Source organism: Pseudomonas oplopanacis (assembly GCF_057128725.1).
On sequence record NZ_JBSKHV010000007.1, the window covers coordinates 168528 to 190193 of the forward strand.

Here is a 21666-nt window from a genome sequence, read left to right on the forward strand (position 1 = left end):
TCTGTCCGCTGGTACTGTCAATGCGCCCGAGCGGCCTCAACGCCCTATCGTTTAGAGAGCCAGACCAGTACAATCGCCGCCAAACATTACGCGCCCCCCTTGGTTGATGACGGGAATGAACCCCGTCTCAGCGCACTTCGACTCGGGCCAAGCGCTCCATATGCTGCTGTCCACTTATTGCCAGATGGACCTTCCGCTTCTGACCGGGATGCATTTCCCGTGGTTTGAATACCGGAAACGGGTACTGAATCGGTACTGCCGCAACCCTAGCTACTCTGAATGCTTCGCAGGAAAAACCTTTGATCTCTACAGCTAACATCACGATGCAGTTCGGCGCCAAGCCGCTATTCGAAAACGTTTCGGTCAAATTCGCCGCGGGCAACCGCTACGGCCTGATCGGCGCCAACGGTTGCGGCAAGTCGACTTTCATGAAAATCCTCGGCGACGACCTCGAGCCGTCCGGCGGCCAGGTCATGCTCGAGCCGAACGTGCGTCTGGGTAAATTGCGCCAGGACCAGTTCGCCTACGAAGAATTCACCGTGATCGATACCGTGATCATGGGTCACGAAGAGCTGTGGAAGGTCAAGGCCGAGCGCGATCGCATCTACTCGCTGCCGGAAATGACCGAAGAAGACGGCATGGCCGTGGCCGAGCTGGAAACCGAGTTCGCCGAAATGGACGGCTACACTGCCGAATCCCGTGCCGGCGAGCTGTTGCTGGGCCTGGGTATCGGCATCGAGCAACACTTTGGCCCGATGAGCGAAGTTTCCCCAGGTTGGAAACTGCGCGTATTGCTGGCTCAGGCGCTGTTCTCCGATCCTGAAGTGCTGTTGCTCGACGAACCAACCAACCACCTGGACATCAACACCATTCGCTGGCTGGAAAACATTCTGACCCAGCGCTCCAGCCTGATGATCATCATCTCTCACGACCGTCACTTCCTGAACAGCGTGTGCACCCACATGGCTGACCTGGATTACGGCGAACTGCGTCTGTTCCCGGGCAACTACGACGAGTACATGACCGTGGCGACCCAGTCCCGCGAGCAGCTGCTGTCGGACAACGCCAAGAAGAAGGCGCAGATCTCGGAACTGCAATCGTTCGTCAGCCGCTTCTCGGCCAACGCCTCGAAAGCCAAGCAGGCCACGTCTCGCGCCAAGGCGATCGACAAGATCCAGCTGGCCGAGGTCAAGCCTTCGAGCCGTGTGAGCCCGTTCATCCGTTTCGAACAAACCAAGAAGCTGCACCGTCAGGCGGTCATCGTCGAGCGCATGGCCAAAGGCTTCGACGGCAAGACCCTGTTCAAGGACTTCAGCTTCCAGGTTGAAGCTGGCGAGCGCGTGGCGATCATCGGCCCGAACGGTATCGGTAAAACCACCCTGCTGCGCACCCTGGTCAACGAACTGACCCCGGATGCCGGTACTGTGAAGTGGACCGACGCTGCTGAACTGGGCTACTACGCCCAGGACCACGCGCACGACTTCGAAGACGACTGCAACCTGTTCGACTGGATGGGCCAGTGGACTCAGGGCGGCGAGCAAATCGTTCGCGGCACCCTCGGTCGCATGCTGTTCTCCAACGACGAGATCCTCAAGTCGGTCAAGGTCATCTCCGGTGGTGAGCAAGGTCGCATGCTGTTCGGCAAGCTGATCCTGCAAAAGCCGAACGTGCTGATCATGGACGAACCGACCAACCACTTGGACATGGAATCCATCGAGGCGCTGAACCTGGCGCTGGAGAACTACCCGGGCACGCTGATCTTCGTCAGCCACGACCGTGAGTTTGTATCGTCGTTGGCGACCCGCATCATCGAGTTGAGCCCTAGTGGCGTGATCGACTTCAGCGGTACTTATGACGATTACCTGCGTAGCCAGGGTGTAGTGTTCTAAATATTGGTTTCAAGCTGCAACTGAAAGCCCTGTCCTTGTGACGGGGCTTTTTGCATTTCAGGTTCGAGGATTTTGGTGGTGCTGAGACCTTCGCGAGCAGGCTCGCTCCCACAGTTGACCGCATTCCCCTGTGCTCGCGAAGGGGCCATCAGACACAACGAATATAGTTAGCCTGCTTCCTTTTATTCGCCGCCCACGCCATGATGCAGCTCTCCCACCGCCGCCCGCGAACGAGCCCACATGTCTGCGCAGCAACAACCCCCGCAAAGCTCCCTGGCGATCACCCTGCAGATCGTCTCCATCGTTTTTTATACCTTTATTGCCTTCCTCTGCATCGGCCTGCCGATAGCGGTGTTGCCGGGTTATGTCCATGAGCAACTGGGTTTCAGCGCGATCATCGCGGGGCTGACCATTGGCTCGCAGTACCTGGCCACCCTGCTCAGCCGGCCGATGGCCGGGCGCATGTCGGACAGCATTGGCACCAAGCGGGCGATTGTCTATGGGTTGTCGGGGATTGTGCTGAGCGGCGTATTGACGCTGATTTCGACGTTGCTGCAGAGCATGCCGCTGGTGAGTCTGTTGATCCTGATCGCCGGTCGCTTGCTGCTCGGGATCGCCCAAGGCTTGATCGGCGTCGGCACCATCAGTTGGTGCATGGGCCAGATCGGGGCGGAGCACACCGCCCGCTCCATCTCCTGGAACGGCATCGCCTCTTACGGTGCAATCGCCATAGGCGCGCCGTTGGGGGTGGTGATGGTCGCCGAGTATGGTTTCGCCAGTTTGGGGATCGCGCTGTCGCTGTTGGCGCTTGCCGCGCTGCTGCTGATCCGCAACAAACCGTCGGTGCCGGTGATTCGTGGCGAGCGGCTGCCCTTTTGGGCGGTGTTCGGGCGCATCGCACCGTTTGGGGCGAGCCTGAGTCTGGCGTCCATCGGTTATGGCACGCTGACCACCTTTATTACCCTGTATTACGTCAGCCGTGGTTGGGCCGGTGCCGCGTATTGCCTCACCGTGTTCGGTGTCTGCTTTATTTTGGCGCGGCTGTTGTTCATCTCCAGCATCAGCCGTTTCGGCGGATTCACCTCGGCCATTGCCTGCATGAGCATTGAAACCGTGGGCCTGGTGCTGCTGTGGCTGGCACCTTCGACGGGTTATGCGCTGATCGGCGCGGGCCTGACCGGTTTTGGCTTGTCGCTGGTCTATCCGGCGCTGGGGGTTGAAGCGATCAAACAGGTGCCCAACTCCAGCCGCGGCGCGGGTTTGAGTGCTTATGCGGTGTTTTTTGATCTGGCACTGGCCATCGCCGGGCCATTGATGGGCGCGGTGGCGTTGAACCTGGGGTATACGTGGATTTTCTTTAGCGCGGCGTTGTTGTCGGTGACCGGATTGGCATTGACACTGCTACTCAAGCGCCGCGCAATGGCCTGACACGCCACTCCTACAGTGGGATCCGGCGAGTCACTGATCCGCGGTTTGCAGGCCTGCGCGGGTTGCGATGCCCAGGGTGCGAGAGAAGAAACGCCCGGCCTCGGAAATCATGTCGCGATGGATGCCTTCGCGGTCGACACCGTCGGCGTCGGTACACAACGCCGGCATGGCTGCGATCTGCTCTTCGTTGCACGGCGCCATGAACACGAAGTGCCCTGCCCCCGCCAGCAATTTGAAATCCGGGGCAATCGGCAATTTACGTGCGAGTGCAGCCGCGTTCTTGTCGAAGGCCACCAGTTTGTCGCCGTCGCCGCTGTACAGCAGCACCGGCACATGCACATCGGCCAAGGTGTGACGGCCGAACTTCAAACTCAACGGCGCCATCAACAGCAACGCGCGTACACGCGGGTCAGCCACGGGTTGCAGGTCGTCACGATCCACAATCAATTCACCCTTGGTGTTGCAGGCATCGCGGTCGTCCGGGCGCTCCTCGCAATACCGACGCAGACGATCCAGGTCAGGCGTGGCGCCGGACAGGATCAACGCCGTCTCACCGCCCGCCGAGTAGCCAATCACCCCGACCTGATTGGCGTTGACGAACGGCGCGAGCATGCGATCGCCGAGGGTGGCGGTAATGGCTTCGGAAATCTGGATGGGACGGCCGTAAAGGTTGCTCAACGTACCGAGGCGGCTGTGGTCTTTGGAGTTGTCGCCGGGATGGATCACCGCCACCACCACAAAACCTTTGCGCGCCAGCGAGGTGGCGAGGTCATGCAGGGCCAGCGGGGTTCCGGTGTTGCCATGGGACAGCATCAGCATCGGGAAACGGCCGATAGCCACCGGGATGTCTTCACCGGCCTCGACCGTGTAACCCTCGATTTTACTGGTGTGTTCGCGGTCACTGGAGGGATAGAACGCGATGGCGTGCATCGGTTGCAGATCGAGCGGGTCGAGAAAACTCATCTCATGGAAGCCGACGCTCCAGTGAGGATGCGGCGCAGGGGCGGCGTGCACTGAATTCAGGCTGCTGAGCAGGCAAAACAGTAACGTTGCACAAAGACGCACCATAAGGATGCCCCACCAGTTGTTACTTGACCGGAAAGCCCGTTCTCCTCGGATGATCGAGGCAGCGGCCTTGTACCAGCAATCGCGGCCACCAAGGTCGTTGCAGAACGGGAGCGTTAACCCCCTGTTGCATAACCTGGGCCACAACCTGAAACGGCCAGAAACAAAAAACTCCGTATCTGGCACTTGCGTGACCAGAATACAGAGTTTTTTGGGGTGTTGCCTGAGCAGTTTTGCGTTTTTACGCAAGCCTTACGCGGCGGCGAACAATTGCTCGCTGATTTGCGCTTGAGCGTCGCTCATGGCTTTAGTGCGCACTTCATCACCGTAGGCCAGGCCATGGGCACGGACGAACTCGATGTCGGTGATGCCGATGAAGCCGAACAGCACTTTCAAGTACTCTTCGTGAGCCACACCTGTGGCTTGACCGGCGTGCAGGCCACCGGAAGTCGAAACGATCACGACTTTCTTGCCACCGCACAGGCCTTCAGGGCCGGCTTCGGTGTAACGGAAGGTCTGACCGGCAACGGCGATGCGATCGATCCAGGCCTTGAGTTGGGTCGGGATGGTGAAGTTGTACATCGGTGCGGCAATCACCACGGCATCGGCGGCGAGGAATTCAGCCAGGGTAGTGGCGCTCAGCTCGGCTTCGTGCTGTTGGGCGGCGTTGCGCAGTTCAGCGGTAGTGCCAGCAGCAACCAGCGTCGTGGCGGAGAAATGGCTGATGGCGTCGGCGGCCAGGTCGCGGTAAGTGACCACGGCGTTCGGCTCTGCGGTTTGCCAGGCTTTGACGACTTCGCTGCTCAGCAGACGGGAAGCCGAGTTGTCACCAAGAATGCTCGAATCGATATGCAACAGTTTCATGTGGGATCTCCAGGTGAGGACCGCCACGGGGCGATCTGATGGAGTGAATCCTACAGACGAAACCAATGGCTGATTAGACCGCAACAATGCGATAGTTCGTCCCACTGATAGAACAATCGGACTGCCGTCATGCAAGACCTCAATGATCTCTACTATTTCGCCAAGGTGGTGGAAGCTGGCGGTTTTGCGGCCGCCGGGCGTTTGCTCGGGATTCCCAAGTCGCGCCTGTCACGGCGTATCGCCGAGCTGGAAGAGCGCCTCGGTGCACGTCTGCTGCAACGCACCACCCGCCAACTCAAGCTGACCGCCGTCGGCGAGCGCTACCTGCGGCACTGTCAGGCGATGCTATTGGAAGCGGAAATGGCCGATGAAGCGGTGGCCAGCATGTCCAGCGAACCGCGTGGGCGCTTGCGGGTGTCCTGCCCCGTCGGCCTCGCGCACGAGATGTTGCCCACGGTCATCGCCCGATTTCTTGAAAAATACCCGCAGGTGCAACTGGAAGTGATGCTGCTCAACCGCCGGGTCGACCTGGTGACTGAAGGCGTTGATGTCGCCTTGCGCGTGCGTGAGCTGGGCGACGAAGATCCGCTACTGGTGACCCGACGCCTGCGCCAGGCACAAATGGCCATGGTCGCCACCCCGGCGTTTTTGCACGGGCGTGAAATCAATCACCCCGAAGACCTGAAAACCTTGCCCGTGCTCGGCGCCCTTGAAGCCGATCGCATGGTGCATATCCGCCTGCTGGATCAACAGGGCAAAAGTGTCGATCTCAGCATGGAGGCGCGGCTGGGCATTGATGACTTCATCGTGCGCAAGGCCTGCACTCTGGCCGGCCAGGGTTTTACCCTGTTGCCAATGATGTATTGCGAGCCGGAGCTGGAAGACGGCTCGCTGGTGCAACTGCTGCCCGAGTGGTCATTGCCTGGCGGCTGGTTGCAAGCGGTCTACCCTCACCGGCGCGGGGTGATGCCAGCGGTTCGCGCTTGGCTCGACCATTTGATCGAAACATTCAATGCGTGTGGGGACCGATTGATATGAAGGCTGGACGTATGAGCGAAGAGGATGTCGCGCAGTTCTGTCTCGCGCTGCCGGGTGCGCGGGAAGACTATAAATGGGGCGGTGTGCGGGTGTTTTCGATTGCCGGGAATAAAATGTTCGCGCTGCAGAACCTGCGCGGCGACTCCCTTGCCTTCAAGGTCGACAAGGACCTGTTCCTGGGACATTGCGACCGGCCGGGCATCCACCCGGCTCCCTATCTGGCGAGAGCCCAGTGGATCATCATGCAAACGCCCTACCCGCTGGGCGCCGTAGAACTACAAGCCTTGTTGCAACGATCCCACCAACTGGTGGTGAGCAAGCTGCCCAAGCGCACCCAGGTGGGACTGCTGCTTTAAAACAAGGCCAGCAGGTTCGCGCCGAGAAACATCTGGTCGATCCAGAACACCTGGTGCAGCAACACAATCAGCCAGAACAGCAGCTGATAGGAGACTTTGCGGGTCTTGTGCCGAAACACTTGCTGGGCCAACAAGGCGCCAGGCCAGCCACCGGCCAGTTCGACCGCGTGCAAGACATTTTCCGGCGTGCGCCAGGCGTCGGCGCGGGCCTTGCGCTTGTCGCTCCAGTACAGGAAAAACGCCAGCACACTGACGATCCCGTACGCCGCCAGCGGAATCAGTGACACCCCGCGCAGCCAGAGCGACACCGACCCAAACAGCGGCAGCGCACACAGCGCGGCAAAAACCAGCAGTTTCAACCGTGGATGCTGGATGCGCTCTCCCCCGGACCTGCGACCGGGGTCGTGGCGCCTGCCGGCGTCACTCATGGCTTGGCCGCAGACCAGTCAACCCAGCCGAACTGCCAGGTGGCCAGAATGACCAGGCCGAACACGATCCGATACCAGGCAAACGCCGCGTAGCTGTGGCTGGCAATGAACTTGAGCAGGCCGCGAACCGCGATCATCGCGAAGATGAAGGCCGTCACGAAACCGATCGCGAACACCGGAAAATCCGCCGGCACGAACAGGTGGCGGTATTTGAAACCCGAATACACCGCCGCCGCGACCATGGTCGGCATCGCCAGGAAGAACGAGAACTCGGTAGCGGTCTTGCGCGACAGGCCAAACAGCAACCCGCCAATGATGGTCGACCCGGAACGCGATGTTCCTGGAATCATGGCCAGGCACTGGGCGAAACCGACTTTCAGCGCGTCTTGCCAGGTAATCTCGTCGACAGTTTCGGCATGCACCTGATGTTGGCGTTTCTCGGCCCACAACATAATCACACCGCCCACCACCAACGCCGTCGCAACGGTAATCGGGTTGAACAGGTAATGGTGAATCAGGTCGGAGAAAATCACCCCCAGCACCACCGCCGGCATGAAGGCGATCAGCAGGTTGGCGGTGAAACGACGCGCGCTCGGTTGCGTCGGCAAACCGGTAACCACATCGAGAATCTTGCGACGAAACTCCCACACCACCGCCAGGATTGCACCCAACTGGATAATGATATTGAACGCGATTGCCCGCTCCCCACCGAAGTTGAGCAAGTCGGCGACGATGATCTGGTGCCCGGTACTGGAAATCGGCAGAAACTCCGTCAGCCCTTCTACTACCCCAAGTATCAATGCCTGAAAGGCGGTCCAAAGATCCATCAATCCCCCAAGAAGCAATGCCCCCAGGCATGCCCCGTCAGTTTTGTTTAAACGTTCATTGCGCTGAGCGTAGTTGAAGTTCCGCGCGCACAGGATCCAGACGAAACCGTAAAAATTCCGTGAAAATCGAGCGTGATTCAGGTTTTTCCGCGCGGGGCCGAAATCCTATCAGACAAGCCTCTAAAACGCTGCCGCGGAATAGGACTTGGGTCGCATATGCCCGACCGGCAAAGCGTGGTTGGATGCTGGCAATGGTTTATGACAATAAAAAGAAAATCGGAGTAACAGCGTTATGAACAGCTTGCGCAGTGTGTCGATCAGCCGACGCTTGTGGCTCATCTTGATCGTGTCGGTGGTGATGTTGCTGACGTTGGGCGTGTTGATGCTCAAGCAGATTCACGACGACCTTTATCAGGCCAAGGCGCAGAAAACCCAGCACGTCGTACAGACCGCCAGCGGTATTCTGAATTACTACCATGACCTGGAAACGGCCGGCACCCTCACCCGCGATGCCGCGCAGAAGCAGGCACTGACCGCGGTCCGTGGACTGCGCTATGACCAGAACGACTATTTCTGGATCAACGATCTGACGCCGGTGATGATCATGCACCCGGCCAACCCCAAGCTGGACGGCCAGAACTTGTCGGCCATCCGCGACCCGGACGGCTTTGCGGTGTTTAACGAAATGGTTGCCGTGGCCAAGGCCAAGGGCGCCGGCATGGTCAACTACCGCTGGCCGAAACCGGGCGCCAGTGCCCCGGTCGAAAAGACTTCTTACGTCAAACTCTTCGAGCCTTGGGGCTGGGTGATCGGCTCGGGCGTGTACATCGATGACATGCAGGCCGAATTCAATGGCCAGGTGTGGAAGGCCACTTTCGTCGGCGTGGTGATTGCGCTGGTGATGGCGCTGTTGGTCATCCTGATTGCGCGCAGTATTGTGCGCCCGCTCCAGGACACCGTGAACGCCATGGCCAACATCGCCAGCGGTGAAAGTGACCTGACCCGCAGCCTCGATACCCACGGTCAGGACGAAGTGGCGCAACTGGCTCGGCACTTCAACGCGTTTACCACCAAGCTGCGCCTGGTGGTCACCGAGCTGCAGGTGTCCGCCAGCGCGTTGGGTCAGTCGTCCAGTGAATTGGGCAATGACGCCGCCCAGGCCCAACAACGCAGCCAGCAACAGTCCCAACAGATGGAACTGGTGGCCACGGCCATTAATGAAGTGACCTATGGCGTGCAGGATGTGGCCAAGAACGCCGAGCATGCTGCCAGCGAAATGCGCGATGCCGAATCCCAGGCGCAGCAAGGCCAGATCAACATCGACGGCAGCTTGCAACAGATAGACAAACTGTCCGGCACCATCGATCAAGCCGTAGAGGTGATACGCACCCTGGCAACGGAAAGCACGCAGATCGGCAGCGTCCTGGAGGTGATCCGCTCCATCGCCGAGCAAACCAACCTGCTCGCCCTCAACGCCGCCATTGAAGCCGCCCGGGCGGGTGAACAGGGTCGAGGATTCGCGGTGGTGGCCGATGAGGTGCGCCTGCTGGCCCAGCGCACGCAGAAGTCCACAGCAGAGATCCAGTCGATGATCGAACGCCTGCAAAGCCATTCGGAAGCCGCGGTCAAGGTCATCGGCGACAGCAGTCGCGCGTCACAACTGACCATCGAACAGGCCGGCCTGGCCGGTGCGAGCCTGAATGCAATTGGCCAGGCGTTACGCAACCTCAACGGATTGAACGCGTCGATCGCCAGCGCGACATTGCAGCAGGCCCATGTGGTGGAAGACATCAATCAGAACGTGACCCAGGCTGCGGGCTTGTCCCACAGCACTGCACTGGCGGCGCAGCAATCGAGTGTGGCCAGTGTTCGACTCAAAGACCTGAGCGAGCAGCTGAACGGCTTGCTCAAGCAATTTCGCGTTTAACAGCACACACGATAAACCCTGTGGCGAGGGAGCTTGCTCCCGCTCGACTGCGCAGCAGTCGCAAAAATCAGCTGACTGAGTTTCTCCTGTAGAAATCCGGTTGCAGTATTCGGGGCTGCTACGCAGCCCAGCGGGAGCAAGCTCCCTCGCCACAGTTGTGTTTCTGATTTCAGTCCCGTGTCGCTATCGCCCTTTCCTGCTGTCTAGGTACAATCTCGCCCCCACTTCGCTTTCCCCAAGGAACCTCCATGTCCGGGCTTGAACTGTTTGCCGCCGCCCTCGGTGTGATTGCCGTCTGGTTGACGGTCAAACAGAACCCCTGGTGCTGGCCAATCGGCCTGGTCATGGTGCTGCTGTATAGCTGGATCTTTTTTGAGGTAAAGCTGTATTCGGACATGCTCCTGCAAGTGATCTACGCCGCGCTGCAACTCTATGGCTGGTGGCAATGGACCCGCGCAGGCGAAGCGAATACCGGCCGGCAGGTCAGCCGTCTCGACAGCAGGTCAGTGGCGCTGGGCCTGGCGGTCGGCGCGCTGGGCAGTGTGCTGTTGGGCGCGGCCATGGCGCACTGGACCGATGCCGCCCAGCCGTGGCTCGACGCCGCGCTCACGGGGTTCAGCCTGGTTGCGCAGATGTGGATGGCGCAAAAACGCGTGCAATGCTGGCCGCTGTGGATCGCCGTTGATGTGATTTTTGTCGGGCTGTTCATTTACAAAGGCATGTACCTCACCTCTGCTCTCTATGCACTGTTCCTGCTGCTGGCCGTGCAAGGCTGGCGTGAATGGCGTGCCGATCCGGCATTGCGCGCATGAAGGTGCTGGTGCTCACGGGCCCCGAATCCAGTGGCAAGAGCTGGCTAGCGGCCGAGTTGCAGGGGCATTTCGGCGGTGTGCGGGTCGATGAGTACGTGCGTTGGTTCATCGAACAAAACCCTCGCGACACGTGCCTGGGTGATATTACCGAGATCGCCCGAGGCCAGTTGCAATGGGAAGATGAAGCCCGCGCCCGGCGGCCCCGTCTGTTGATTCTCGACACTCACTTGCTGAGCAATATCCTCTGGAGCCAGACCTTGTTTGGCGACTGCCCTGAATGGCTTGAACCGGCATTATTGGCTCGCGATTACGACTTGCACCTGCTGTTGTCACCGGAGCATGTCGACTGGACGGATGATGGCCAGCGCTGTCAGCCCGAATTGAGTGAACGCCTGGCATTTTTCCAGGCGACCCACACCTGGCTTGAACAGCACCGCCAACCGTTTCAGGTATTGCAGGGAAGCTGGGAAAACCGCCGGGGGCAGGCCTTTGAAGCGGTCACCCGCCTGCTGGTTTCCTGAGCCGGTTTTGGGTCGATTTCCCCAGTGATTCCCCCTGTTTTGGGGCAACAGTGTCCATCCGTGAAACACTCATCTACCCGCAAACAGGCCGTTTCAGCGCCCTTCATCATCTTGTCATGGCTCTTGTTAAGCGCTTGAAACACATCAGCGCAAACCCTTGATCTAGAGCTTTGCGTCGCGATTGTTCAGCAAAACCTTGCCGGGGCTGTCTCAGTGATGAAACAGCTGACGTATCGTCCACTTCTCACAAAAGGCTAACCTTTTGAATTAAAACAATAATTCAAAAGCGGCACAGCTTTCGCTCTCTCCTTCCCAACGCTGACTAGGGCCAGCCCACAAAAGAAGGAATTGCTGCCGTGGGGACTTTCAATAAAGGCATGACCTGCCTACTGCTGATCGGATGTGCCGCCACTTCGGTACTCAGCCTTAGTGCGAAGGCTGATGGCAATGGCGTCATCGTTCTTACACGCGACGTCCAGCCCATCCCTATCGGCCGCACCGGCGGCAAAGACCCCTACCCGACCACCGTCAATGCCAACCCATCGGCGCGCATCGTCTCGACCATGAGCAACACCGAGTTGACTGACGGTGATTTCGCCAACATTGCCAGCGGCTCGACCATCACCGGCAACATCAACCCGAACACCAACGGTGGCAGCATGCCAGGCCTCAACGTCGTGACCAATCCAAACGGCATGCCAGGCATGAGCGCCGGCCACGGCGGTGGCAGTGGTGCCGCGATTTCCGGAACCATCAATCGGGCCATGAGTTCCGGCATGGCTCCACTGACCAGAATGGCCGGAGGTCAATGACATGAATCGCAGCCTGATCTTTCTCGCGGTGTTCGCCAGTGCCAGCGCCATGGCTGACTCCGGTGTTTCAACCGTGAACAACGCCAACATCCAGGATGCCGGCGTCCAGTACAAAGGCAACTTGAACGTCAACCAGGCGGCTGGCGATCAGCAACAACAAACCAACGTTCGCGCCATCGCTATCGGCACCAATGCTTCGGCGACCACCAGCGTCCAGCAAAAAATCAATACCCCCGCCAATCCGTCAATGAACGCGACGGCCACCATCGGCGGCACCTCTTTCAGTAATGGCAACGGTGTACTGGGCGTGAACCAGAGCGCCGGGGCCAACAACCAGATGGCCAACGCTGCACGGATCAGCATCAGTGCTGGGCCGCAGAGCGTCGACGATAGCGCCCTTTCTCAACAGAACGTGGCGTTGCTTCCAAACTCAGGAGCAACTGGGTCCCAAACCGGCAGTCGCCAGGTCGTTACCAGCGACCAGGCCTTCACCGGCAGCCGAGGGATTATCCAGGTGAACCAGAGTGCCGGGGTGGGGAACCGAATGGCTAACACCCTGAGCATCCGGGTCGCTGACTGACCCAAACGCAGTGCGATTAGAAAGTACCAACACTTAACCAACTAATAAGCACGGAGAAACACCATGAAACCTACAATGGCTTTAAAACCACTGGTTTTCGCTCTGGCAGCAGTGATGGCAATCGCAGCACAAGCAGGCGGTCGTGATGATGATCACGGTCATGGCAATGGTCACGGCAATGGGCATGGCAGTCATCAGCCAAAAGGCCCAACCCTGGATCAAATTCTTTCAATTACTGCCGGCGCCGGCGCTACTGTGCTGGATGAACAGGACAGCAGTGGCAATACCGTGCTGAACCAAGGCACCAAAAATGGTGCTGCGATCGACAACTCGCTCAATGGTTCCAACGGCAACATGGGCGCCAACGTGGCAGCCGGCGACGGCAACCAACAAGACAACGCCGCGGCACTGGCTACTGCTGACGAAAGCTTCATTTTCGGTTCCGCAGTGGCAGCTTCCAGCGCCACACAAAACAACACCAACAACACCGTTGCCAACTACTCTAATACCAACACTGCTACGCTCACCAACGCAGGCAACAATGGTTCCGGCAACATTGGGATGAACGTGACCGCTGGCAACTTCAACCAACAGAAAAACAACCTGGCGATTGCTGTGTCGGGTGGCCGTGTAGCCGCAGCCGCTGCATCAGCTGACCAAAGCTCCAGTGGTCTGCAAGTGGCCAACAACGGCACTCAGACCTACAAAACCGACACCCTCAGAGGCACCTTCACTGCTGCTGGCGCATTTGTAGCAGCGGGTAAAGCGGTGTCTACACCTGCTGACGATGATCATGGCCACGGTGGCTATGGCAACGACAACAAAGGTGGCGGTCATGGCGGCGGCCATGATGATGGCAAAGTCAATTCCGACTTCGTCGCAGTGGGCGTCTTCGGTCTGGCTGGTGTAACCACTCAGCAATACCTGACTCCAGATGGCTGGAAAAACCCTGTAACCAACACTGCTGTAATGCAAAACTCGATGAACAACTTCTCCGGCAACGGCGGAGCCAACGTATCGTCTGGTGTAGGCAACCAACAAAGCAACTCGCTGTCCATCGCCGCAGGTTGCAAAGCCTGCCTGTAATCGCGATCGAAATGAAAGCCCCGGCAACGGGGCTTTTCCACAGTCCGCAAAGGCGTCATCGATCATGCGCAAGACTGCCCTTTTCGCCCTCCTCTGCCTGTCTGGCCTGACTCAGGCCGCTCAGATGCCGGTTGCCGCCCTGCCTGGCGGCGTGCTGGTCTATAAGCATGTGCAGAGTCTGCGTGAGCGCAAGTTTTCCGACATCGTCGAACAGAAAACCGACTTCAGTTGCGGTGCAGCCGCACTGGCGACGGTGTTACGCCAGGCTTATTGGCTCGACGTCGATGAGGAGCACATCATCAAAGGCATGCTGGTCAACGCTGACCAGAACCTTGTTCGTACTCAAGGTTTCTCCATGCTGGACATGAAGCGCTACATAGAAAGCATCGGCATGCGCGCCAGGGGCTACAAGATCCCACCTGAAAAGCTGGATGCTGTGACGATTCCGGTGGTGGTACTGATGGAAATTCGCGGCTACAAGCATTTCGTGGTGTTGCAGCGTGCGGACAAGCAATGGGTCTATATCGGCGACCCGGTACTTGGACACAAACGCTACTCCCATGATGACTTTGTCAAAGGTTGGAACGGCATCGTCTTCGCTATCGTAGGTCCCGGTTACGACAAAACCAATGCATTGCGCAGTCCACCGGTACCGCTGACGGCCAAGAACAAACTGGATACCTTCAACCCTGTCAGAGACGCTGAATTGATGGATTTTGGTTTCATACAGAGCGACTTCTTTTAATCGCCAAAAGATGATATTGGGGCAGGATGCTCCGGGAGCAGCAGATGAAAACTTCATACTGGCTGGCCGTTGCCTGTCTGGCAGCGAGCGCATCAGGCTATGCCAATGGATTCAAACCCATCGAAATCAAGGATCAGGAACTCGCCCAGTTGCGCGGCCGTTATGTAATGCCGGGCCGGATTATCAGCTTCGGCGTGGTTATGAGCAGTACCTGGCGCAATGCCAGCGGTGACGTCATCGGGGCGGCTTCGTCCATGCAAATCCAGGCAGCAACGATCAAACCCGAATTCTATGTATCAACCATCAAGATCGACGGCAATGGCACTACGCCTGACCAAGGCGCCGGCAGTGTGATTGGTGGAGCAGGCCTGGCGACCAGCCAGGGCGTTACCCAAAGCGTTCGAGCGGCCGGGGACGGCAACACCGCCTACAACAACGTCGCGATCGACGTGAAAGAAGCCAACCAGGCTCCGGCGCTTGTACCGGGTCAGGGACAAGCCCTGATGGCCGGGCAAACCATCACCGGCTCCAATGCCGCCGGCAGCGTCGCCGTGTCAGCCACCGGGGGTGGCATACAAATGGCTATTCAGGCCAACGGCAACCAAGGCACGGCACTGCAACAAGTCGCCCAGGGCGGATTGCTGCAGAACACCCGATTGCTGGGCAACAGCAACATGGTCAATAACCTCACCCAACTCAACGTGGTGCTCAATAATAATGGCCCGAGTGCTGGCGCATTGGACTGTAACCTGACCCAACTTAACGCCCTGCGCACCTTAGGATATTGAACTACGCTGACTCTCGATCATTGGGCTTTAAGGGACGGCTTATTCATGTATCGATCAGTATCACTGCGTGCAGTAGTTTGTTTGAGCACTCTATTTCCGGCGGCGATGTTGCAAGCAGCACCCAACGCCGATGTAGAGGCCCTGAAACAGGAACTTCTGGAGCTAAAGCAACGATACGAAGTACAACAAAAAGCCTTGGCGGTACTCGAACAACGGGTCCGCCAGGTAGAGGACCAACCCGCAGCTCCCCCACCAAAAAGACTGGCCAAGTCGCCAGCCGACATGAAGGGGAACGCGGGAACCGCGGTAGCCACAGGGACTGGCGCCGCAGCAGCATCGGGGGGAGCCGCAGGGGGCAGCGGCAGTTCTTACGGCCAATCGCTGGCTGACGACTCACAACCGGCACAAAGCGTTTCCAACCTGTACGACGAAGCCAGCGGGTTCTTCGGCGGCGGCAAATTCAGCGTCGAAACCGGGATCACTTACTCCCGATACGACACCCGCCAGCTGATCCTCAACGGCTTTCTCGCACTGGATTCGATCTTCCTTGGCAACATCAACCTCGATCGGATCAAGGCTGATACCTGGACGCTCGACCTCACCGGTCGCTACAACTTCAACAACCGCTGGCAGTTCGACCTGAACGTGCCGGTGATTTACCGCGAGTCGACTTATCAGTCGGGTGGTGGCAATCAGGGCGCGGCCAACGTCACGACAGAGGAAACCGTCACCCGAGACCCGACCATTGGCGACGTCAACTTCGGGATTGCCTACAAATTCCTCGACGAATCGGTGAACACCCCGGATGCCGTGGTCACCTTGCGGGTCAAGGCACCTACGGGCAAGGATCCGTTCGGGATCAAACTGCGTCAGACCGATGCCAACTCCAACCTGTTCGTGCCTGACACCCTGCCGACCGGTAACGGCGTATGGTCCGTCACCCCAGGTATCTCGCTGGTCAAAACCTTTGACCCGGCGGTACTGTTCGGCAGCTTGTCCTACACCCACAACTTCGAAGAATCCTTCGACGACATCAGCGCAACGGTCAACCAGAAAACCCCAGGCAAGGTGGAGATCGGCGACAGCTTCCAGATCGGCGCAGGTATTGCGTTTGCGTTGAACGAAAAGATGAGTATGTCGTTCTCGGTGTCTGACCTGGTGCAACGCAGAAGCAAGCTGAAACAGGATGGCGGAGACTGGGAATCCGTGGTCGCCAGCGATGCAAACGCCGGTTACTTCAACATCGGCATGACCATTGCGGCCACCGACAACCTGACGATCGTTCCCAACTTGTCCATCGGTATGACGGACGATGCCCCGGACTTCCAGTTCAGCCTGAAATTCCCTTACTACTTCTAACTCCTGACGAGGAATGGAAAAGGCCCGCTGCGATGCAAGTCGCAGCGGGCCTTTTCGTTACACCGCCCTAGCGGATCTGGTGCTTGTGCAGCAATCGATAAAACGTCGGGCGTGAAACCCCCAGCACTCTGGCGGCGACACTGAGGTTGTCGCTGTGCCGATTCAGTACGTCGCACAGCGCCTGGCGTTCGGCGCGCGTCTTGTAGTCCTCCAGCGTGCCCATGGGCGTGGCGAAGGCTTGCTGGCTGATCAGCCCAAGGTCCCGCGCTTCGATTTGCCGCCCTTCGGCCAACACCAGACCACGCCGTACCCGGTTGGCCAACTCGCGAACATTGCCCGGCCAGTCATGCTTGCCCATGGCAATCAGCGCGTCCTCACTGAAACTGCGTGGACGGCGCCCGGTTTCGTGGCTATAGAAGTGGGAAAAGTGGTTGGCCAGCATCGACAGATCGCCGTGGCGTTCACGCAGCGGGGCGGTCACCACCTGAAGGACGTTCAGGCGGTAGTACAAATCTTCGCGAAAGCGTTTCTTTTCGATGGCGGCCTCAAGGTCGACGTGTGTTGCCGCCAGCACCCGCACGTCCACCGGAATCGGCTGACTGCCGCCTACGCGTTCAATGTGTTTTTCCTGTAGGAAGCGCAACAGATTGGCTTGCAGTTCCAGCGGTAAATCGCCGATTTCATCAAGGAACAACGTGCCGCCATTGGCTGCCTCGATCCGCCCGACCTTGCGTTGATGAGCGCCGGTGAACGCGCCCTTCTCATGGCCAAACAACTCGGACTGGATCAGGTGTTCAGGGATCGCGCCGCAATTGATCGCCACAAAAGGTTTGTTGTGGCGCTGGGATTGTCGGTGCAGGGTGCGGGCGACCAGCTCTTTACCGGTGCCGCTTTCGCCGCGGATCAAGACCGGGGATTCGGTGGGCGCCAGTTTGCTCAACAACTTGCGCAGTTCGCGAATCGGCTTGCTGTCGCCCAGTAGTTCGTGTTCGGGCTGGTCGATGTGGATCGTGCCTTGCCCACGCAGGCGCGCCATGCCGAACGCCCGCCCCAGCGTGACCTGAACCCGGGAGACGTCAAAAGGCAAAGTGTGAAAGTCGAAAAACCATTCGCAAACGAAGTCCCCGACATTCTGCAAGCGCAGGACTTCCTGATTGAGTACGGCAATCCACTCGGTGCCGCTGCGGCTGATCAGCTCTTTGACGGCTTCCGGGCGTTCCAGGTGGAAAGGTTGCAATCGCAACAGGCCAACGTCGCAGGTTCTATCGGCGGCGTTTTCCAGAGAACAGCTATCAACATCCCAACCCACAGAGCGTAAACCCGGTAACAGGCGATGGCAGTCGTCACAGGGATCTACTACTAACAGACGTCGTAACGCGGGCGCTTCGATCATGACTGTTCCTTGGCGCCAAATTATAGGAAATATTAGTAAAAACAGTCATTTGGCGGACCTGGCTGTAACATTAGCAAGAATTTGACACAGCCTTGTATCGATTGACTATAGAGCAGCCACTTAATAAGTTATAAGCGCGACTTGGTTAGTTACCTAACGAGTTGAACCTTTCATTCAGCTTTCAAAAGAAGTCCCTGCTATTGAGTATATGAAAGAAAGTTGAAATTTCTTTTGTTTGTGTGTGACCTGACCCCCTATTGGGGGCATCAGTACAAGTAACCAGCCGAACGGTAAGCCCAACCGACGGCACGTGACTTGATTGGGCATACAGAGAGAAGACCCCATGACCGCCCCGCTCCGTTTCAACGAAGCTCTTTTGATTGCCGACAGCGCGTTCCAACCTTTCGAATGCGTCGCCTGGGCTCAACAAGACGGCAATGGTGAGCTCTGCATCACCGTCATCGACCGCACCAATACCCATATCGGCCGGACCCAAATCCCAAGCAGCGCCTACTCCGACCCCGCACAACTCGAACACCTGTTGCAGCAGGCCCGAGCCGAGTTGAGCCAGGAAGGTTATAAACTGCAATCGTGGTCCATGCCGCATTAAGGGTGTTTGCGGATTACTTCAAGGTAATCCGCCCCCCTCTTTGCCTGGCTGTTTGCGACATTAACAGCGCATTCGATACTCCAACTTCCCCGCCTCGTATTACTTGGCTGCCTTGTCAGTGGTTCGAAAAGACACTGTTCTGGCACACAGTGACCCTCCGCCTGTTAGTTATGACAGTTGTGCGATCGCTCATTCAGGGATTGAATGTTTCGCAGGCAGTTGCCCTCCCGCACCCGGGTTTCGGTCAGCTCGCAAGGAGATGCGCGCATGCCACACCAGACTGCTTTTGCCCAACCCGAATCGCGGCACATCGCTGGCGACCTCGATAAACGTTTTGCCGCCAATGGTAAAACCCAAGTGTATTTCGCGGGCAGCACGTCAAGCATCGCCAACAGCGTGGAAATAGACTCGAATGGTCGTGTGCTGGTAGCGGCCACCGTCGGCATGCGCGATGGCAATTGCTTTGGCCTGGCCCGGTTGCTGGAAGACGGCTCGGCAGACCTCGCATTCGGCCTTAACGGCAGCGTTATCGGGCAGTTCCAGCGCGGTCACGAGGCCATGGCGGGCAAAGTCCACGTGCTCGCCAACGGACACCTGCTGGTGGCCGGCCTGCACTATGAAAACGCTCACCGAACGCTGCCAGCGCTGGCGTTGTTCGATTCGCAAGGTCACCCGGTCGAACATTTCGGTGACAACGGGCGGTGCGTCGTCCGCCTGCCAGGAAACCTGTCCCTGGGCATGCGCGACCTCTGGCTGCCTCCGGGTGTTCCGGGGGCCGAAGCCTGCGACGTCCAGGTCCAGGCAGACGGCCGGATCCTGCTGCTGGCCAACCACCATTTTGAATTGGCTGATCACGTCGGCCTGCTGATACGCCTGACCCGCCAGGGAGAACTGGACACGTCCTTCAACGGCCGAGGTTTTGTCATCGTCCGGCATTTACTGATGAACTCCTGGCTCAGCTGCCTGATGGTGCAACACGACGGCCGGATCATGGTGGGGGGTTCGATCAATTTCCCTGAAGAAGCCCTGCTCGCCCGTTACCACCCCGATGGCCGCCTGGATGACACGTTCGCCGTGGATGGTTTCATGACGTTCAGGGCCGAGGAGCGCGGCGCTCAGGTCAGCCAGATCATCGAACAGGACAATGGCGACTTGCAGTGTTTTGGCAGCAGCCGCAACCCGATGCATTGCCTCGCTTTCAAAGTACACAGCAACGGCCGCCCGGACGCCCATTGCAACAGCGGCCAGCCTCAACTATTGAAAATCGGCCGCAGCGGTTGCCAATGGACAGCCGCCCGGCGTCTGGGTGACGGTCGTGTGATGGCGGTTGGCGCGACGATTGGCGGCGTCGAAGCCGATTTCCTGTTGGCCCGCTATTTACCCGGCGGTCAGCTGGACCCGGGGTTTGCCGAAGGCAGCTGCTGGGTTCGTACGCGTCTGGGCCGCAGCCTGGACACGGCCACGTCGGTGGCCGCTCAGGCAGACGGAAGAATCGTCGTCGGCGGTTATTCACTGGATGGCAACTATAAGGCCGTTGTCGTGCGATACCTCGGTTAGGCCTGCATTCCCCGCACTTGATATTCCCATCCTGTTACGGCAAGTTGCGCGCTTCTTAATACAAGGAGTAGCCGATGTCCGGTTCAATGGCCCAGGCGTTCGCGCATAACTTTCTCGGCCACTCACCTCGCTGGTACAAGGCGAGCATTCTCGGTTTCCTGATTCTCAACGCACTGGTGCTGTGGACCGTAGGTCCGGTCGTGGCCGGTTGGTTGCTGGTGCTGGAGTTCATCTTCACCCTGGCCATGGCGCTCAAGTGTTATCCGCTGATGCCCGGCGGGCTGCTGCTGATTGAAGCCCTGCTGCTGAAAATGACCACGCCGCAGGCACTGTATGACGAACTGGTGCACAACTTTCCGGTGATCCTGCTGCTGATGTTCATGGTGGCCGGCATCTATTTCATGAAAGACCTGCTGCTGTTCCTGTTTTCGCGCTTGCTGCTCGGGGTTCGCTCCAAGGCGCTGTTGGCGTTGATGTTCTGCTTCCTCTCGGCGTTCCTGTCGGCATTCCTCGATGCCTTGACCGTGACCGCGGTGATCATCAGTGCGGCCGTGGGGTTTTATTCGGTGTACCACCGCGTTGCCTCGGGCAATGATCCACGCCAGGACAGCGAGTTCAGCGATGACCAGCACTTGCCGCAACTCCACCATGAAGACCTCGAGCAGTTCCGCGCCTTCCTGCGCAGCCTGTTGATGCACGGCGCCGTGGGCACGGCATTGGGCGGTGTGTGCACGCTGGTGGGTGAGCCGCAGAACCTGCTGATCGGCCATGAAATGGGCTGGCACTTCGCCGAATTCTTTTTGAAAGTTGCCCCGGTTTCGCTGCCAGTGCTGGTCGCTGGCCTGGTGACCTGCGTGCTGCTGGAGAAATTGCGCTGGTTCGGGTACGGCACCCTTTTGCCGGATAACGTGCGCGCCGTGCTGGCCAACTATGCCGACGAAGACAACGCCGAACGCACCGCACGCCAGCGCGCCGCCCTGTTGGTGCAAGGTGCTGCCGCGTTGATCCTGATTGCAGGGCTGGCGTTTCACATTGCGGAAGTCGGCCTGATCGGGCTGATGGTGATCATCTTGATCACCGCGTTCACCGGCATCACTGACGAGCACCGGATCGGCAATGCGTTCAAGGACGCCATGCCGTTCACCGCTTTGCTGGTGGTGTTTTTTGCGGTGGTGGCGGTGATTCATGATCAGCAACTGTTCACCCCGCTGATCCAATGGGTCCTGGCGCTGCCGGCCGAGCAGCAACCGGGCATGTTGTATATCGCCAACGGCTTGCTGTCGGCCATCAGCGACAACGTGTTTGTCGCGACCATTTACATCACCGAAGTGAAACGGGCGTTCGTTGCCGGTCATATGTCCCGCGAGCACTTCGAGACGCTGGCCATTGCGATCAACACCGGGACGAACCTGCCCAGCGTGGCGACACCCAACGGCCAGGCTGCGTTTCTGTTTCTGCTGACCTCGGCGATTGCACCGCTGATTCGGCTGTCGTATGGGCGGATGGTGTGGATGGCGTTGCCGTATACGGTGGTGATGGGTGTGCTTGGGTGGTACGCCGTGAGTTTCTGGCTGTAACCCG

The 21666-nt window shown here is 58.7% G+C and carries 21 protein-coding genes; 16 read left to right on the forward strand and 5 right to left on the reverse strand.

Annotation, left to right across the window (positions count from 1 at the left end; all coding sequences use genetic code 11):
* Nucleotides 1–299 precede the first annotated feature (299 nt).
* Together ACWKV5_RS16175 and ACWKV5_RS16180 are read left to right on the forward strand one after the other, a co-directional pair.
* Nucleotides 300–1889, forward strand: coding sequence for an ABC-F family ATPase (locus ACWKV5_RS16175; RefSeq protein ID WP_008149954.1), 1590 nt, complete (start codon nucleotides 300–302; stop codon nucleotides 1887–1889).
* A gap of 240 nt (nucleotides 1890–2129) precedes the next feature.
* The gene (locus ACWKV5_RS16180) at nucleotides 2130–3317 is read left to right on the forward strand and encodes an MFS transporter (protein ID WP_483842060.1); all 1188 of its coding nucleotides are present in this window, start codon (nucleotides 2130–2132) and stop codon (nucleotides 3315–3317) included.
* 30 nt (nucleotides 3318–3347) lie between these two features.
* Here the strand turns inward: ACWKV5_RS16180 and ACWKV5_RS16185 are convergent, their stop codons facing one another.
* Both ACWKV5_RS16185 and ACWKV5_RS16190 read right to left on the reverse strand, forming a co-directional pair.
* Nucleotides 3348–4385, reverse strand: coding sequence for an alpha/beta hydrolase family protein (locus ACWKV5_RS16185; RefSeq protein ID WP_483842061.1), 1038 nt, complete (start codon nucleotides 4383–4385; stop codon nucleotides 3348–3350).
* Between the two features lie 249 nt (nucleotides 4386–4634).
* Complete coding sequence (locus ACWKV5_RS16190; protein ID WP_007949372.1) at nucleotides 4635–5246, reverse strand: FMN-dependent NADH-azoreductase; 612 nt, start codon at nucleotides 5244–5246, stop codon at nucleotides 4635–4637.
* Between the two features lie 129 nt (nucleotides 5247–5375).
* Between ACWKV5_RS16190 and ACWKV5_RS16195 the strand changes: the two genes are divergently transcribed.
* On the forward strand, nucleotides 5376–6284 hold the full coding sequence (locus tag ACWKV5_RS16195; RefSeq protein ID WP_483842062.1) for a LysR substrate-binding domain-containing protein: 909 nt from the start codon (nucleotides 5376–5378) through the stop codon (nucleotides 6282–6284).
* Nucleotides 6281–6640 carry an MmcQ/YjbR family DNA-binding protein gene (locus ACWKV5_RS16200; protein WP_483842063.1) on the forward strand — a complete coding sequence of 120 codons (360 nt, stop codon included), beginning with the start codon at nucleotides 6281–6283 and terminating at the stop codon, nucleotides 6638–6640. The genes ACWKV5_RS16195 and ACWKV5_RS16200 overlap by 4 nt, the downstream gene beginning before the upstream one ends.
* Here ACWKV5_RS16200 and ACWKV5_RS16205 read toward each other — a convergent pair.
* Complete coding sequence (locus ACWKV5_RS16205) at nucleotides 6637–7068, reverse strand: DUF1294 domain-containing protein (RefSeq protein WP_483842064.1); 432 nt, start codon at nucleotides 7066–7068, stop codon at nucleotides 6637–6639. The two genes, ACWKV5_RS16200 and ACWKV5_RS16205, sit on opposite strands and share 4 nt — an antisense overlap.
* Nucleotides 7065–7895 (reverse strand): undecaprenyl-diphosphate phosphatase, encoded by an 831-nt coding sequence (locus tag ACWKV5_RS16210; RefSeq protein WP_027923530.1) that lies wholly within the window; start codon nucleotides 7893–7895, stop codon nucleotides 7065–7067. Before ACWKV5_RS16210 ends, ACWKV5_RS16205 begins: the two co-directional genes overlap by 4 nt.
* Nucleotides 7896–8187: 292 nt before the next feature.
* Between ACWKV5_RS16210 and ACWKV5_RS16215 the strand changes: the two genes are divergently transcribed.
* The 9 genes from ACWKV5_RS16215 (at nucleotide 8188) to ACWKV5_RS16255 (ending at nucleotide 16525) form a co-directional block, all read left to right on the forward strand.
* Entirely contained in the window at nucleotides 8188–9822 is a 1635-nt protein-coding gene (locus ACWKV5_RS16215; RefSeq protein ID WP_483842065.1) for a methyl-accepting chemotaxis protein, read from the forward strand.
* A gap of 248 nt (nucleotides 9823–10070) precedes the next feature.
* Entirely contained in the window at nucleotides 10071–10634 is a 564-nt protein-coding gene (gene pnuC / locus ACWKV5_RS16220) for a nicotinamide riboside transporter PnuC (RefSeq protein WP_483842066.1), read from the forward strand.
* Nucleotides 10631–11155 carry an AAA family ATPase gene (locus tag ACWKV5_RS16225; protein ID WP_483842180.1) on the forward strand — a complete coding sequence of 175 codons (525 nt, stop codon included), beginning with the start codon at nucleotides 10631–10633 and terminating at the stop codon, nucleotides 11153–11155. The genes pnuC and ACWKV5_RS16225 overlap by 4 nt, the downstream gene beginning before the upstream one ends.
* Nucleotides 11156–11511: 356 nt before the next feature.
* Entirely contained in the window at nucleotides 11512–11967 is a 456-nt protein-coding gene (locus tag ACWKV5_RS16230) for a hypothetical protein (RefSeq protein ID WP_483842067.1), read from the forward strand.
* Nucleotide 11968: 1 nt separating this feature from the next.
* The gene (locus ACWKV5_RS16235; protein WP_483842068.1) at nucleotides 11969–12547 is read left to right on the forward strand and encodes an adhesin; all 579 of its coding nucleotides are present in this window, start codon (nucleotides 11969–11971) and stop codon (nucleotides 12545–12547) included.
* Nucleotides 12548–12610: 63 nt separating this feature from the next.
* Nucleotides 12611–13633 (forward strand): heme utilization protein, encoded by a 1023-nt coding sequence (locus ACWKV5_RS16240; protein WP_483842069.1) that lies wholly within the window; start codon nucleotides 12611–12613, stop codon nucleotides 13631–13633.
* A 64-nt stretch (nucleotides 13634–13697) separates the two neighbouring features.
* Nucleotides 13698–14378 carry a C39 family peptidase gene (locus ACWKV5_RS16245; RefSeq protein WP_483842070.1) on the forward strand — a complete coding sequence of 227 codons (681 nt, stop codon included), beginning with the start codon at nucleotides 13698–13700 and terminating at the stop codon, nucleotides 14376–14378.
* Between the two features lie 44 nt (nucleotides 14379–14422).
* On the forward strand, nucleotides 14423–15166 hold the full coding sequence (locus ACWKV5_RS16250) for a hypothetical protein (protein ID WP_483842071.1): 744 nt from the start codon (nucleotides 14423–14425) through the stop codon (nucleotides 15164–15166).
* Between the two features lie 45 nt (nucleotides 15167–15211).
* Nucleotides 15212–16525 carry a hypothetical protein gene (locus ACWKV5_RS16255; RefSeq protein WP_483842072.1) on the forward strand — a complete coding sequence of 438 codons (1314 nt, stop codon included), beginning with the start codon at nucleotides 15212–15214 and terminating at the stop codon, nucleotides 16523–16525.
* Between the two features lie 67 nt (nucleotides 16526–16592).
* Here ACWKV5_RS16255 and ACWKV5_RS16260 read toward each other — a convergent pair whose 3' ends face one another.
* Nucleotides 16593–17918 carry a sigma-54 dependent transcriptional regulator gene (locus tag ACWKV5_RS16260; RefSeq protein ID WP_483842073.1) on the reverse strand — a complete coding sequence of 442 codons (1326 nt, stop codon included), beginning with the start codon at nucleotides 17916–17918 and terminating at the stop codon, nucleotides 16593–16595.
* 343 nt (nucleotides 17919–18261) lie between these two features.
* Here ACWKV5_RS16260 and ACWKV5_RS16265 point away from each other — a divergent pair, with 343 nt between their 5' ends.
* The 3 genes from ACWKV5_RS16265 to nhaB all read left to right on the forward strand — a co-directional run bounded on the left by ACWKV5_RS16265 (nucleotide 18262) and on the right by nhaB (nucleotide 21662).
* A complete protein-coding gene (locus tag ACWKV5_RS16265; protein ID WP_483842074.1) occupies nucleotides 18262–18528 on the forward strand; it encodes a hypothetical protein in 267 nt (88 codons plus the stop codon).
* A 267-nt stretch (nucleotides 18529–18795) separates the two neighbouring features.
* On the forward strand, nucleotides 18796–20085 hold the full coding sequence (locus ACWKV5_RS16270; protein WP_483842075.1) for an NHL repeat-containing protein: 1290 nt from the start codon (nucleotides 18796–18798) through the stop codon (nucleotides 20083–20085).
* Between the two features lie 74 nt (nucleotides 20086–20159).
* Complete coding sequence (gene nhaB, locus ACWKV5_RS16275; protein ID WP_483842076.1) at nucleotides 20160–21662, forward strand: sodium/proton antiporter NhaB; 1503 nt, start codon at nucleotides 20160–20162, stop codon at nucleotides 21660–21662.
* The last annotated feature ends 4 nt before the right edge of the window (nucleotides 21663–21666 follow it).